Annotated in this window: 11 protein-coding genes, 2 tRNA genes and 2 rRNA genes; 9 read left to right on the forward strand and 6 right to left on the reverse strand. The window is 73.7% G+C overall.

The annotated features are described in order from the left end of the window. Positions 1-80: ribosomal RNA gene (locus tag ACVUH9_RS14705) — 23S ribosomal RNA — on the forward strand; the annotation flags it as partial. 61 nt (positions 81-141) lie between these two features. Beyond that, positions 142-258 (forward strand): 5S ribosomal RNA (gene rrf / locus ACVUH9_RS14710). 1,475 nt (positions 259-1,733) lie between these two features. Here rrf and ACVUH9_RS14715 read toward each other — a convergent pair. Next, complete coding sequence (locus ACVUH9_RS14715; RefSeq protein WP_475758176.1) at positions 1,734-2,540, reverse strand: TVP38/TMEM64 family protein; 807 nt, start codon at positions 2,538-2,540, stop codon at positions 1,734-1,736. Between the two features lie 188 nt (positions 2,541-2,728). After that, positions 2,729-2,802 (reverse strand) — tRNA-Val (locus ACVUH9_RS14720). Positions 2,803-2,852: 50 nt separating this feature from the next. On the opposite strand from ACVUH9_RS14720, the gene ACVUH9_RS14725 reads away from it, so the two are divergent. Beyond that, entirely contained in the window at positions 2,853-3,191 is a 339-nt protein-coding gene (locus ACVUH9_RS14725; protein ID WP_475758178.1) for a hypothetical protein, read from the forward strand. Between the two features lie 180 nt (positions 3,192-3,371). Here ACVUH9_RS14725 and ACVUH9_RS14730 read toward each other — a convergent pair whose 3' ends face one another. Next, the gene (locus ACVUH9_RS14730) at positions 3,372-4,748 is read right to left on the reverse strand and encodes a hypothetical protein (RefSeq protein ID WP_475758180.1); all 1,377 of its coding nucleotides are present in this window, start codon (positions 4,746-4,748) and stop codon (positions 3,372-3,374) included. A gap of 90 nt (positions 4,749-4,838) precedes the next feature. Between ACVUH9_RS14730 and ACVUH9_RS14735 the strand changes: the two genes are divergently transcribed. The 5 genes from ACVUH9_RS14735 (at position 4,839) to ACVUH9_RS14755 (ending at position 8,615) form a co-directional block, all read left to right on the forward strand. Then, on the forward strand, positions 4,839-5,753 hold the full coding sequence (locus ACVUH9_RS14735; protein ID WP_475758182.1) for a glycosyltransferase family 2 protein: 915 nt from the start codon (positions 4,839-4,841) through the stop codon (positions 5,751-5,753). Between the two features lie 252 nt (positions 5,754-6,005). Further along, positions 6,006-6,079: transfer RNA gene (locus tag ACVUH9_RS14740), tRNA-Asp, on the forward strand. A 110-nt stretch (positions 6,080-6,189) separates the two neighbouring features. After that, complete coding sequence (locus tag ACVUH9_RS14745) at positions 6,190-6,330, forward strand: hypothetical protein (protein WP_475758183.1); 141 nt, start codon at positions 6,190-6,192, stop codon at positions 6,328-6,330. A 59-nt stretch (positions 6,331-6,389) separates the two neighbouring features. Further along, on the forward strand, positions 6,390-7,547 hold the full coding sequence (locus ACVUH9_RS14750; RefSeq protein ID WP_475758185.1) for a tetratricopeptide repeat-containing glycosyltransferase: 1,158 nt from the start codon (positions 6,390-6,392) through the stop codon (positions 7,545-7,547). Positions 7,548-7,577: 30 nt separating this feature from the next. Further along, complete coding sequence (locus ACVUH9_RS14755; RefSeq protein WP_475758187.1) at positions 7,578-8,615, forward strand: BclA C-terminal domain-containing protein; 1,038 nt, start codon at positions 7,578-7,580, stop codon at positions 8,613-8,615. Between the two features lie 110 nt (positions 8,616-8,725). Here ACVUH9_RS14755 and thiM read toward each other — a convergent pair whose 3' ends face one another. After that, positions 8,726-9,529: a hydroxyethylthiazole kinase gene (gene thiM, locus ACVUH9_RS14760; RefSeq protein ID WP_475758189.1), complete on the reverse strand. Its 804-nt coding sequence runs from the start codon at positions 9,527-9,529 to the stop codon at positions 8,726-8,728. A 190-nt stretch (positions 9,530-9,719) separates the two neighbouring features. Between thiM and ACVUH9_RS14765 the strand changes: the two genes are divergently transcribed. Then, the gene (locus ACVUH9_RS14765; protein ID WP_475758191.1) at positions 9,720-10,688 is read left to right on the forward strand and encodes a hypothetical protein; all 969 of its coding nucleotides are present in this window, start codon (positions 9,720-9,722) and stop codon (positions 10,686-10,688) included. 26 nt (positions 10,689-10,714) lie between these two features. Here ACVUH9_RS14765 and egtD read toward each other — a convergent pair whose 3' ends face one another. Both egtD and ACVUH9_RS14775 read right to left on the reverse strand, forming a co-directional pair. Further along, positions 10,715-11,749 (reverse strand): L-histidine N(alpha)-methyltransferase, encoded by a 1,035-nt coding sequence (egtD, locus tag ACVUH9_RS14770; RefSeq protein ID WP_475758193.1) that lies wholly within the window; start codon positions 11,747-11,749, stop codon positions 10,715-10,717. Continuing rightward, entirely contained in the window at positions 11,746-13,059 is a 1,314-nt protein-coding gene (locus ACVUH9_RS14775) for an SUMF1/EgtB/PvdO family nonheme iron enzyme (protein WP_475758195.1), read from the reverse strand. The genes egtD and ACVUH9_RS14775 overlap by 4 nt, the downstream gene beginning before the upstream one ends. Positions 13,060-13,062: the final 3 nt, after the last annotated feature.

The raw sequence follows: 13,062 nt of genomic DNA on the forward strand, positions 1-13,062 counted from the left end.
CCACCAGGTTGATAGGCCGGATCTGGAAGGACAGTGATGTCTGTAGGAGACCGGTACTAATGGTCCGAGGGCTTGACGGTAATTGTGATACCCGCTGTGTAGTTTTCAGAGACCCCCGGGTGGGCTGGTTTCTCGTGATTTTCCGGTGGTTATGGCGAGGGGGATACACCTCTTCCCTTTCCGAACAGAGCAGTTAAGCCCCTCAGCGCCGATGGTACTTGGCCCGCAAGGGCCTGGGAGAGTAGGTCGCCGCCGGATTTAGTTTGCGCCCCGCCAGTTTGGCGGGGCGCTTTTTTGTGGTTTGATGGTTGGCTGGTGCGTGCAAGTGGCTGGGGTGTCGCTTGGGCCGGTCGGGTTCCGGGGCGGGTTGGGGTCGGGTCGGGTCGGGGCTGGGTCGGGCGCGTTTGGGACGTTCTGCGCGAAACTGGTGCTCTGGCTCCTGGTGGTCCTGGGCGACTTTTGTGGCGTTGCGCGCGCCGCGGGGCCCGCGGCCGCTCGGCGGCTTGGTGGCTGGGGCCGGCCTGGCTCGGGACCGGTCGGGTCGACTTGGTGGCCGGCCGGCCGGCACGGCCCGGTGATGGCTCCCGGCCGGTGGCGGAGGACTGCCGGCGTCTGGTCGCCGGTCAGTGGCGGAGGACTGCCGGCAGCCGGCCGCCGCCGAGGCTCTTGGTGCGTGTGCCTGGGCGTCGGTGCTGGCCGGCGGTGGTCTGGTCGCCGTGGGCGGGTCGTGGGTTCGTGGCTGGTGAGGGAGGGGCTGCCCTGGGGTCGGCGGCGCCTGGTCGGATGCCGGGCCGCTGGCCGAAGGGCTGGCCCGGTCGGCAGAGCGCGCGATGGGGATGAGACGCGTGGGTGCAGGGCGTCGTCGTGGTCGACTCCTGCCGCCGGCGTAAGGGTGCTGAGAACGGGGTCGCGTGTCGGCGGGCCGCTCTTGCCGACCGGCTTCGTAGCGGACGGCGGTAGGGGGGCTAGCGGCGGCGGCCGGCGTGGCCGGGCGTGGGGGCGCTCGCGGGGCGGCGCGCGGGCGCGGGGGCTCAGGAGTGCGGAAGTACGGCTGGCGGGCCGGGCTTGGAAGCGGCTCGCCGCGACAAGGCCTCTCTGGCCCCCGTCGATCGATCGCATGACCTGACGATCGGGGCCATCGACGAGGCCTGATGGGCGATCCCGCCGTGAACTGATGCGGATTGTCGGTCACCAAGACGGTAGATCCGCATCAGTCCGCTGGCGGAGACCCGGGCGGCCACCTCGCCGCGCGTCACGGCGTCGCCGGGGGCGGCGGGCTACCGCGGGCCGCTGCGGGCGGCGGGGCTCCCGCGACGGTGAGGCGGCTCCCGGGACCGGGTCGCTTGGGGCAGGCCTGGCGGACCAGTGCCCGCGAGGGCGTGGGCTCTGTGGGCGGTGCCGATGTGGGGCCGGCGGGATGCTTGTGCCGGCCTGGACGCTGCGCGCGGAGGCCATCGTGATCGTTCAGACGTCTGCTTCTGGGTGTCCAGCGGCTGCCGAATCGTTCATCAAACGTCCAGATCTGGGGGCGCGGACGGCAAAAATGAGCGGCAACGCGCCAACTTTGGCTGATTTTGAGATTTCGCGTCGGTTTCGTGTCTGCCGAGCGTCTACGTTGGGGAGCGTCCGCTTCGGCGGGCGCGAGCCAGTGCTTTGCGCTGGACGGGACGAGGCTTCGAGGGTGTAGTCGGCGATGGGGGATCTCGACTACACCCTCGATCCTTGCTTTGCGGCTAGGGGGCCGCTGCCTCGGCCGTAGATCGTTCGTGTAGCTGATCGGACGGCGCCCTGGAGTTCGGCTGAGCGTCTGCGATCGCACGTGGATCGGAGCCTGTGGCGATCTGGCTGCTCGGCTCCGGGCACGAGACTGCGTCGCGCAGGGCTTGCGCCCGCGTCCGCTCCTTGCGGAAGACGACCCACGCGAGAGCGAGTCCGAGCGCGCCGGTCCCGATGTTGAGCAGCAGGCCGGCGATCGCGTTCGGGCCGGTGAGGTTGCCGGCGCTCGAGCCGAGCAGGGCGTAGGCAAGCGCCCGAGGGCCGGAGGCGATCAAGGTGCCCAGGGCGATCTCGCGGGTCCGTACCCCGGCCAGCCCGAAGGCGTGGGAGAGCGGGCCGTCGGGGACCGCCGGCAGCAGCCGTTGGATGATCACGGCGCGGACGCCGTGGCGGCAGGCGAACGAGGAGAGGGCCACGAGGCGCGGCCCGGAGAGCTGGTTGAACGCCGTCCCGCCGGCTCGCCGCGAGAAGCGCTGTGCGAGGACCGCCGAGATGACGGCCGCCGGGAGCGAGATGAGGGCGCCCGCGATCGGGCCGAACAGCAGGCCCGCGGCAGCGGCGAGGGCGGCGCCGGGGACGAGCAGGGCGCCGAGGACGCCCGAGATGAGCAGGTAGAGCAGCGGGGCGGCGACCCCAGCCGGTTCGATCCAGTCTCGGATGGTGCCGGCGCCGACCGCGCCTCCGACGGCGAAGACCGCCAGAAACGCAGCGAGCGTGATGCCGAGTCCCGCGAGTCTCACGATCGCGCCGTGGCGGGTCGACATCGATCAAGTCTAGGACGCAGAGAGCCTGTGGAGCCCAGCGGGCGTCGATCGTGATCGGCCAGTCGGTGGCGGGCCCGGTATCGCGCGTCGGGCAGGGCGCAGATGGGCGGCCGTACCGGGCTCCAGCGGCGATGCGGTCGCCGTCGGATCCGCGAGTGGGGCGGCGGATCCGGCGGCGTCAGGCGTAGTGGGCGCGGCCCGATTCGAACGGGCGACCTTCCGGGTGTAAACCGGATGCTCTAACCAACTGAGCTACGCGCCCCGGGGAGAAGTCGAGGGTACCGCGTCGGCGCGCTAGCCTATAGGCAAGTCATGTCGGACCATTCGAAGATCGCAAAGAACCTCCAGGCGTTCCAGATGGCCGTCAACGCGCACGACCGCGAGAACCCGACCCACAACGCCTACGGGATCGGTCTGTCGGCGTTCGACATGGACCGCCTCGGTCTCGACGAGGGCGAGACGATCCTCCCCGGCATCACGATCCACTGCGACGCAGGGACCTCGGGCAACTTCCGGGTCCTCTGCGACGGGGATCACGACGAGGAGCTCGAGGAGGCCGAGGAAGAGGTCGTCGAGGCCGTCGGGGTGCGCTCCGGTGCCGGCGATCTCGACGAGGGGCTGCGGAACGTTCCGCCCCCCTCCGAGTGGTGAGCCCCGCGGCCTGACCGGCGGGGCCCGCCGGGCCCCGGCTGACCGGCCTCAACGGTCCCGGCGGCCTCCGTGGCCGCCAAGGGCCGGAGCTGCCGCCCGGGGATCCCGGGTGCGGAGAGCGGCGGTCGTTGCCCGCTCGGGCGGCCGGCGCTCGGAGCGCCGGCCGGTGGTCCCGCCCGATCAGTCGGTGGCGGGGGTGTCCGGCGTGTCGGACTCGGGTGCTGCGGATTCCGGCGCGTCGGACTCGGGCGCGGCAGGCGGCTCGTCCGGCGTGGAGCCCTCGGCGGCAGCCAGTGCGGCACGCAGCTTGGCGCCGAGCTCTCCGCCGATTCCGGACTCGCCGACCGAGAAGACGCCGCCCGGAATGCCGGGATCGCGACGCTGACGGCCACGACGGTCGTCGTCGCCGGGGCGGCCACTCGGGGCGCTGCGCGGCCGCGGCGGAGCCGCAGCCGTCCGGACGTCCTGCGGGCGAGCGAGCGAGAGCAGCGCCCAGGCAGCCTTCTGCTCCTCGCCGCCCTCGCCGGTCAGATCGACGCGCTGGGCCCGCTCGGCGAAGACCTGCTGCGCCGGACGCTCGCCCTGGAGCGCCGGGTTGATCCGGGCGATGCCCAGCCGCTCGATCGCCGTCTTGACCTGCTCGCGCTGATCGCTGGTGCCGCTGACGGCCTCGCGGGCGAGCGGGATGATGTCGCGGGCGCGGACCGCCGAGAGGATGATCCAGGCCGCCTGATCGTCGGTCTCGGGCGTCGCCGCGTAGGCGCGGCGGCCGAACTCGCGACCGGACGAGCCCTCGCCGGCGAGGATGTCGGCGACGTCGAAGCGTCCGCCGTTCTCGACCGCCCAGGCGATCGCGACCGGATCGGGATCCATCGCGCGCAGCAGCTCGAGCCGCTGACGCAGGAAGACCTCATCCCACTGGAAGCGCCGGGGGCCGCCGCGCTGGCCTCCGCCACGACCGTGGCGACGGCCACGCGGGCGCCGCTTGCGCTTCGGGCCGTCGCCGCCCTCGCTCTCGCCTTCAGACTTGCCTTCGCCCTCGGACTTGCTCTCGCCCTCGGACTTGCCCTCGGCGGAGGCGTCGTCGGAGTGCTGCTCGGCGGGAGCAGCCTCGCCCTCGGTCGTCGCCGCGGCGTCCTCGGAGCCCTGCTCCGAGGAGCTGCTCTCGGCGGCGTCCGGCGTCCCCTGCTCGGCAGAGGTCTGCTCCTGGGCGACGTCGCCCTGCGGGGCGCTGGGCTGGTCGCCCGCGGCCTCAGCGGGGGGCTGCTCGTCGGCGGGCGGCTGCGGTGCGCTGCCGGACGGCGCGCCGGAGGGGCTCTCGGGCTGGGCCTCGGGGGTCACGTCGGTGCCCTCGGGGGGCTGCGGCGCGCTGCCGGTCGATGCCTCCGGAGTGCTGTCGGCCGGGGCCGTAGCGGCCCCCTCGGAGGGCGTCGGCGGCGGGCTCGGATCGCCCGCGTCCGGCGGTGCGGCGGCCTCCGTGGTCAACGGCGTCTCCGGGGAGTCGCCGACCGGCGACTCCGCGTTGACCTGCGGCTCAAATTCATCGGCAGAACCCACGGGGATCGAACGCTACCCGATCCGCCGGGTGGAGCGGGTTGGTGCTGGCCGGGTTCGGCTGCTCGGCGGGCTCGGCTAGGCTGGCCCGCGGTGCGCCTCGGCGTCGTCATCCCCGTCCACGGTTTCAGCCCGTACCTCGTGCAGACGCTCGATGCGGTGCTCTCGCAGAGCGAGCCGGCGGTCGACGTGGTGGTGGTGGACGACGGATCCCCGCGTCCGCTGCAGCTCGCACCCGAGCACGCCGGCCGCGCGCGAATCGTTCGCCTCGAGCACTCGGGTGGCCCGGGCGGGGCCCGCAACGCCGGCGTCGCCGCGCTGGCCCAGGAGGTCGATCACGTCGCCTTCTGCGATCACGACGACGTCTGGGCGCCGGAGCACCTCGCCGCGCACCGGCGCGCGATCGGTCGCAACCCCTCGGCCTCGATCTTCACCGGCGACACCCGCTTCGTCGGTCCCGACGACCTGCCGGTCGACGAGGGCTGGGCCGGACTCCACCACGGGGCCCACCGCTGGTTCCTGGTCCTGCCGACCGTCTACGAGCGGCACCCGCTGTGCACGTCGGCAACGGTGGTGCGGCGGGCGGCCTTCGACGCGGTCGGGGGCTTCAACGCCGATCTGCGGTACGCCGAGGACCTCGACCTGTGGCTGCGGCTGCTGGAGCGCGAGGGCGAGCTCGTCGCGGTGCTCGGGGCCGAGATCCGCTGTCGGCGCCACCCGGGTGGGCTGACGCACGATCTCGTCCAGCAGGCCGTCGGGCTGCTGCGCGTGCACCGCGCGCACGCCCCGCACGTGCGGGGCCCGGTCTCCCGGCGGGCGGAGGCGGCCGACCTGCGGGCACTTGGGGCCGGCCTCGCGCGGCGCGGGGCCTACGAGGCGGCCAGGGTCGCCTACGCGCAGGCCGACGCGTTGATCCGGCCGCGGCCGGTCGAGCGCCTGCGGCAGGCGGCGGTCCGCGTGCCGGGCCTGCGTGCGTGCGTCGGTCGGCGCACCGCCTTCGGGCACTGACGGGCGGTCGATCGCGCTCGCGGTCGCTCGGGTCAACGGGGCGGCGCGGGCGACGCCGATGGCGACCGGCTTCGAACGGTGGATTGGTGGGCCGGGCGCCCGGTCTCGTCGCAACGGGATCGACGCCGTTCGGCGAGATCCGCGTACGGTGGTTCGGTGGGGCCGCGGTCGCGGGGTCTTCCGGGGTCCCCCGAATCGGGTCGCGAACGTCGCCGCATCATCGAGGACAATCGTGCATACTTGCCTGCCTCAGGGGGCGTAGCTCAGTTGGTTAGAGCGCCGGCCTGTCACGCCGGAGGTCGCGGGTTCGAGTCCCGTCGCTCCCGTTCCTTGAGGACACCGAAACCCCCGCTTTGCGGGGGTTTCGTCGTTCTGGGGTGGAGTGACGCCCGAAGCCGCTGGTGGCACGCGGCGGCGGGGCTACGCTGCTCGCACGATGTACGACACGAGCGCCGAAGAGTTGCTCCGCCGGTTCGCCCGGTGGTTCTTCGTGGTCTGTGGTGGCACGCTCTTGCTGATCCTGGGGGTGGTGGTGCTCGTCTTCGTCGAGATGAGCATCGTCGAATCGGCTGCGTGACCCTCGCAGGGTGAGCGCGGGACACCAGCCGTGCCGGTTGCCGTTGCTACGGTTCCCGCGTGAACGAGCGCAAGCCCCGTCCGACGGTCGGCCTCGGACTGATCGCGCGCGACGAGGAGCAGACGCTGCCCCGGCTGCTGGCTTCCTGCGACGGGGCGTTCGACGAGGTCGTGCTCGTCGACACGGGCTCGCAGGACGCGACGATCGCCCGCTTCGAGGAGTGGGCCGCCACCCAGCCCGGGACCACCTGCCGGGTCGAGCACTTCACCTGGATCGACGACTTCGCGGCTGCCCGCCAGGTCGCGTTCGACGCGCTGGACAGCGACTGGTGCGTGTGGGCGGACTGCGACGACGAGCTCCACGGCGCGCAGGAACTGCGTGGGGCGGTGGCCGCGGCCGCGCCCGAGACCGCGGCGCTGACCGCGCGCTACGACTACGCCCTGACCGAGCACGCCCACCACGTCCGGCTCGTCCGTCGCGGTTGCGGTCGCTGGCGCGGGGTCGTTCACGAGGTGCTGGGCGTCGACGGCCGGATCGCTCCGCTGCCGGGGGACACGGTCCGGTGGGTCCACCTGCCGGTCACGCGCGAGGGGGCCAAGCCGCGCTGGGAGCGCGACCTGAAGCTGCTCGAGCGACAGGTCGAGGCGGACCCGGAGGACGCGCGAGCGACCTTCTACCTCGCCCAGACCCACCGCGACCTCGGCCATCGCCTGCAGGCGATCGAGTGGTACGAGCGTCGGGCGGCGATGGGCGGCTGGGAGGAGGAGGTCTTCTTCTCCCGCTACCAGGCCGGATCGCTGCTGGTCGAGATCGACTGGCCGCGGGCGATGGCGACGCTGATCTCCGCCTGGGAGATGCGGCCCCAGCGACTCGAGCCACTGCAGGTGCTCTCGGCGCAGCTCCGGACCCGGGGGCACTACGAGTCCGCCCACCTGTTCGCGCTCCGGGGCGTCGATCGTCCCCAGCCGTCCGACATGCTCTTCGTCGCCACCTGGGTCGGGGCGTGGGGGATGCTCTTCGAGCTGTCGATCACCGCGTACTGGGTCGGGGCACTGGAGACGTCGCTGGCGGCCTGCCAGCGGCTGCTCGAACGTGACGACCTGCCGGAGCTGCACCGCTCCCAGACGATCAACAACCAGCGTGAGTGCCTCGACGCGATCGCGCGGCGGGCGGTGGACGGCCTCGGGAGCCGGACCGAGGGGTCGAGCGCCACCTGATTGACTCCGCGGATGCGCAACCAGCAACCAGTGGTTCATCACAGGTCGTCCCGTCGGAAGCTCGGCCTGACGGTGGTCCTCGCGGTCTCGCTGGCTTCGGCGCTCGCGGGCGAAGCGCAGGCGGTGGAGGGGAACGGCATCAAGTGCCCGTTCCCGAAGCCCGAGGCGAAGCGACTCGGCGCGGAGCGGGCCAAGGCCCGCCCGATCCGCTGCGGGCCGCGCGGCCCGCAGGGCGTGCGTGGCGCGCGCGGTGAGCAGGGCGCCCGGGGAGCGAAGGGGGCTACCGGTACGACCGGCCTCCAGGGGCTGGCCGGCACGGCCGGCAGTGCCGGCGCCCAGGGGCTCCAGGGCGTCGCCGGCGTCACGGGGGCGGCCGGGGCCGACGGCCTGAACGGGGTCACCGGCGTGACCGGCGCCGCCGGGACGATCGGTGCCACCGGTGCGGATGGTGCGGCTGGTACCACCGGGATCGCTGGTCTGCCCGGCGTCGACGGTGCCACCGGTGCCGCCGGGGCGACCGGTGCCGCCGGCGTGGCCGGGGCGACGGGCGACACCGGTCCCCAGGGGATCCAGGGCTCCCCGGGCTGGAACGGCGCCGACGGTGCGACCGGGCCGGCCGGTCCTCAAGGGGCGCCGGGGGCCGACAGCGAGCGGGGGCTCGTGGCCTACGGCTACCTCTTCAACACCACCAATCAGGTCGTGGCGATCGAGGCCGACGTGCAGTTCTCGGACAACGGCACGCTGACGTCGGGCCTGCACCACGCGCCGGGGACGTCCACGCTGGTCGTGGACGCCAGCGGCGACTACAAGATCGAGTTCGCCGTCAGTGGCGTCGAGCCGAACCAGTTCGCCGTCTTCGTCAACGGGGCACCCGTCCCGGGCGGCGTCTACGGGTCGGGTGCGGGCACGCAGCAGAACAAGGGGCAGATGATCGTGAGCCTCTTCGCCGGCGACGTCATCACCCTCCGCAACCACCAGTCGGCCGCGGCCGTGACCCTCCAGACGCTGGCCGGGGGCACCCAGACGAGCGTGAACGCATCGCTTCTGGTCGAGCGACTCGACGGCTAGCGGGCCGCCGTCCTCTGCGTCTCGGCCGAGAGTCGCGACGGCGTCGGCGCCTTCGCTGACGCGGCGTTGGCCGCGGGCGGGTCCCCGGCCAACGACCCGGTGGGCCCGCCCTAGACGGTGTGGGCGTCGATCCGGGACAGCTCGTCGAGGAGGCCGACCGCGAACGAGCCGGGACCGCGGGCGGCGCTCGACGCGCGCTCCGCGGCAACCGCGATCAGGGCCGAGGCGGAGACCGCCGCCCGCCGCGGGTCCGGGGTCACGGCGAGCATCGCCGCCATCAGCGCGCCGAGCGCGCAGCCGGCGCCGGTGACCTTGGTCAGGAGCACGTCGCCCCCGGGAACGGTGATCAGCTGGTCGCCGCTGACGATGTGATCGGTCGGGCCGCTGACCGCGACGACCGCCCCGGTCTGGCGGGCCAGCGCACGGGCCGCATCGAGCGCCGCCTCGGGGCCCTGGGTGGCGTCGACGCCGCGGGCGGCGGGCACGCCGCGCACCCCCGCGAGGGCCAGGGTCTCCGACGGGTTGGCGCGGATCACGGCCGGTCCGTGGTCGAGCAGCTCGCGCGCGAGCGCCGTCCGCATGCTGAGCGGGCCGACGGCGACGGGGTCGAGGACCCACGGCGTCCCGTGCTCCTGTGCGACGCGGACGGCGATCCGGGCGGCGTCGCCCTGGTCGGCGGTCACCGTCCCGAGATTGACGAGCAGGCCGCCGGCGACCGGGACCAGGTCGGCGACCTCCTCCGGGGCGTGGACCATCGCCGGCGACGCGCCGACGGCCAGCAGCAGGTTGGCGGTGAACCCGGCGACCACGACGTTGGTGATGCAGTGGGTCAGCGGGGTGGCCTCGCGGAGGGCGGCGAGGTCGGCGACCAGCTCGGCGTGGGGCCAGCTGCGGGTGGTCTCGATATCGGTCATGCGGAACGCTCCACGCTAACGGGTCGTGGTCCGGCGGCCCTCGTTCGAGAGCGCTCGCCGGTCGCCGAAACGGCTGCTTCCGCCTCCGTGAGGTGGGGCACTCGTCGCCTTCGGGTGTCGCGCGGGGGCGGCCGGGTGCGCTACAACCGAAGGGTGGGCGTTCGGCTTCCGGACGCTCCGTTCCTCTTCTATGGCCGCTCCCGACGAACGAACCGCGCACGTCCCCACGACCGCATCCCCCGCGCCGCGCTCCGGTGGCGACGGGCTCGACCTCCGCACGCTGATCATCACCGCGATCGCCTCGGCGGCGTCGGCGTTCATCTGCTCGAAGGTCTGGGCGCCGGGCACCCTCGCCTCGGCGGCGTTCACCCCGGTCGCGGTCGCGCTCTTCCGCGAGGGCCTGCGGCGGCCGACGGCGGTCGTCTCGCAGGCGTTGCCGTCGGTCGCGCAGGCCCTGCCGGTCGGGCGCCGGAGCGCCAGCACGGCGGCGGGCGCACCCGCCGACGGGACCCTGCGCTCGGTGGGGGCGGGCGGGCCCGCTGTGCCGACCGCGGTACGGCCGCGCCGATCCGGTCCGCGGAGCGGCCCCGGTGCGGGGTACGACCCGGGGGAGCCGCCGTACGATCCCGGCGTTCCGCCGTACGAGCTCGACGGCCCGAGCGGTGCGTCGGTCGACCCCGCGCCGATGACGATCTACTCGGCGAAGCGGCCGTTCCGTCATCGCTGGCGGCTGGCCCTGATCACCGGGTTGCTCGGGTTTGCGATTGCCGCGACCGCCGTCACCGTCCCCGAGCTGATCGCGGGCGGCTCGGCGTCCGGGGGTGGGAACACGACCTTCTTCTCGGGGAGCAAGGCCGCCCGGACGTCGTCGGACAAGGACAAGGACAAGTCGAAGGACAAGGACAAGCCGAAGACGACCACGACGACCAAGACCGAGACGAAGACGAAGACCGCGCCGACGACGACGACCGCGCCGAGCACCACCGAGACCACGCCGTCGACGACGCCCGATCCGGCCACCGCGACCCCCGGGGCCGCCGGTCAGCAGCAGACCCCGACGACCACCGAGCCGACCGCTCCGCCGGCCTCGGAGACCGCGCCGAGCGGTGGGGCGGCGAGCGGCGGCGCGACGCCGCCGGCCGGGGCCGTCACGCCCTAGCTGTCGTTCCTCGTGCGGGGCGGGCCTCAGGCTGCGTCCGCCCGCCGGCAGAGCGCCAGTCCGAAGCGCCCGTCGTCGTCGCTCAGCAGCTGGTCGAGGGCGAGTCCCGACGCGTCGAGGTCAGCGGCGATCCGCTCGGCGGTGAACTTGCTCGAGATCTCCGTCCGCAGGTCCTCGCCGGCCGCGAACGGGACGTCGAGCCCGAGCGCCCCGATCCGGACCGTGTGGTCGCGGGCCGCCCGCAGGCGGATGTCGATCCACTCGTGGTCGGGGTCGAAGAAGGCGACGTGCTCGTACTCGTCGACGGGGAAGTCGGCGTCGAGCTCGCGGTTGAGGACCGTCAGCACGTTGCGGTTGAAGGCGCTGGTGACGCCCGCCGCGTCGTTGTAGGCGAGCTCGATGATCGCCGGGTCCTTGACCAGGTCGATCCCGAGCAGCAGCCAGCCGTCGTCGTCGAGCAGACCGCTGAGCCGGGTGAGGAAGTGCCGGCGGCTGCCCGGCGGCAGGTTGCCGAGCGTGCCGCCGAGGATCGCCACGATCCGCGGGCCGATCGTGCCCGGGACCAGGTCGAGGTCGCGCTCGAAGTCGCCGACGATCCCGTGGACCGGGATCCCGTAGGTGGCGGCGACCTCGGTGCTGCAGTGGTGGACGGTCGGGGCGCTGACGTCGAGCGGGACGAACCGGCGCAGGCGGCCGGCGGCGTCGAGCGCGTCGAGCAGGACCCGGGTCTTGGTCGCGAACCCCGAGCCGAGCTCGACCAGCTCGACGGCTCCGGTCCGCTCGGCGATCTCGGACGCCCGCTCGACCAGGATCGCCCGCTCGGTGCGGGTCGGGTAGTACTCGGGCAGCTCGCAGATCGCGGCGAAGAGATCGGAGCCGTGATCGTCGTAGAGGTGCTTGGGCGGCAGCTGCTTGAACGGCTGGGTGAGGCCGTCGTGGACGTCGTGGGCGAGCGTGCGCGGAGCCGGGTCGGCGTCGGCGATCGTCACCTGGACGAGTGCGCTGGCGGGCAGGATCGCCTCGCCGGCGGGCGCCCCGAGGGCGTCGTCGAGCGGGCTCATGCGGCGTCCCCCGCGAGCCGGACACCGGCGAAGATCTGGTGGCGGTCGGGCAGGTCCCAGTTGCGGAAGGTGGTGGTCGCGACCCGCGGATGGGCGGCGAACGACCCGCCGCGGAGGACCCGGTAGCCGCGATCGAAGAAGACCTCCGAGTACTCGCGGTACGGGTGCGGACGGAAGCCCGGATAGCCGCGGAACTCGCTGGCGGTCCACTCCCAGACGGTCCCGATGCCTCCCAGCAGCCCGTGGCCGGCGGCGTGCTCCCACTCGGCCTCGGTCGGGAGTCGCAGGCCGCACCAGGTAGCGACGGCCTCGGCCTCGAACCAGTTGAGGTGGCAGGCGGTGGCGTGCTCGCGGCCCGCGGTGACCCCGGACCGGCTGGTCGGGCCGCCCTTGGTCGCGTCGCCGAGGTCGGTGTTGGCGCCGCCGGCCCGCCAGGCCCAGCCGGCGTCGCTCCACCAGCGCGCGTCGCGGACGCCTCCGTCGGCGACGAACGCATCCCAGGTCGCGACGCTCAACGGGTGGCGGGCGATCCGGTACGGCGCCAGCGTGACGGGATGTCGGGGCCGCTCGTTGTCGTAGGCGAAGACGTCGTCGCCGGCCCCGATCGTGGTCGTGCCACCCGCGACCTCGACGAGCTCGGGGGCGGTTGGGGCGCGTCCGGCCCCGGGCGACGTCGTGGCTGGCGTCCGGCCGTTGCCGGCCTGGGCCGCGACGTCGGCGGGCTCTCGCGGCGCGACCGGCGTGGGCAGCGGCCGCAACCACGGGGCCAGGTCACCGAGCCGGATCGTCTGGAGCATCGTCTCGGTGTGCTGCATCTCGTGCTGCAGCACCATCTCGTGCAGCTCGGGGTCGACGCCGCGCTCGGCGACGACCTCGTCGACCCGCGCGCGGACCACCGCGAGGTAGTCCCAGGCGGCGGGCAGATCGAGCAGCTCGACGTCCCCGCGGACGGTCCGCGGGGTCTCGAAGGCGTCGTAGAGATCGGCGAGGTCGGGGCGCAACAACGGCCGGTCGCCGTGTCGGTGGACGAGCCAGAGGTCCTCGTAGGCGGCGATGTGGGCGAGATCCCAGACCAGCGGGCTCATCAGCGGATCGATCTGGCGCTCGAGCTGCCCGCGGGTCAGGCCGGACACGAGGATCCGGGTCCGTTCGCGAACCGCCGTCAGCGCGGCGTGCGGATCGGCCGGCAGCGGGCGGCGGAGCGCGGCGACCGGGGGAGCGGCGGGCGTCCCGCCGACGGCCCACGGCGCAGGCCGATCACCCCCGGCGGGTTCGGCGTGGTTCTCGGGCAGGGCCTGAGCAGGGCGCACGGG

The organism is Patulibacter ginsengiterrae (genome assembly GCF_056269115.1).

What these genes read in the sequence shown, in the direction of transcription:
- egtD (WP_475758193.1), bottom strand. Translation starts at nt 11,749, where the DNA reads ATGAGCCCGCTCGACGACGCCCTCGGGGCGCCCGCCGGCGAGGCGATC.
- ACVUH9_RS14765 (WP_475758191.1), top strand. Translation starts at nt 9,720, where the DNA reads ATGGCCGCTCCCGACGAACGAACCGCGCACGTCCCCACGACCGCATCC.
- ACVUH9_RS14725 (WP_475758178.1), top strand. Translation starts at nt 2,853, where the DNA reads ATGTCGGACCATTCGAAGATCGCAAAGAACCTCCAGGCGTTCCAGATG.
- thiM (WP_475758189.1), bottom strand. Translation starts at nt 9,529, where the DNA reads ATGACCGATATCGAGACCACCCGCAGCTGGCCCCACGCCGAGCTGGTC.
- ACVUH9_RS14745 (WP_475758183.1), top strand. Translation starts at nt 6,190, where the DNA reads ATGTACGACACGAGCGCCGAAGAGTTGCTCCGCCGGTTCGCCCGGTGG.
- ACVUH9_RS14715 (WP_475758176.1), bottom strand. Translation starts at nt 2,540, where the DNA reads ATGTCGACCCGCCACGGCGCGATCGTGAGACTCGCGGGACTCGGCATC.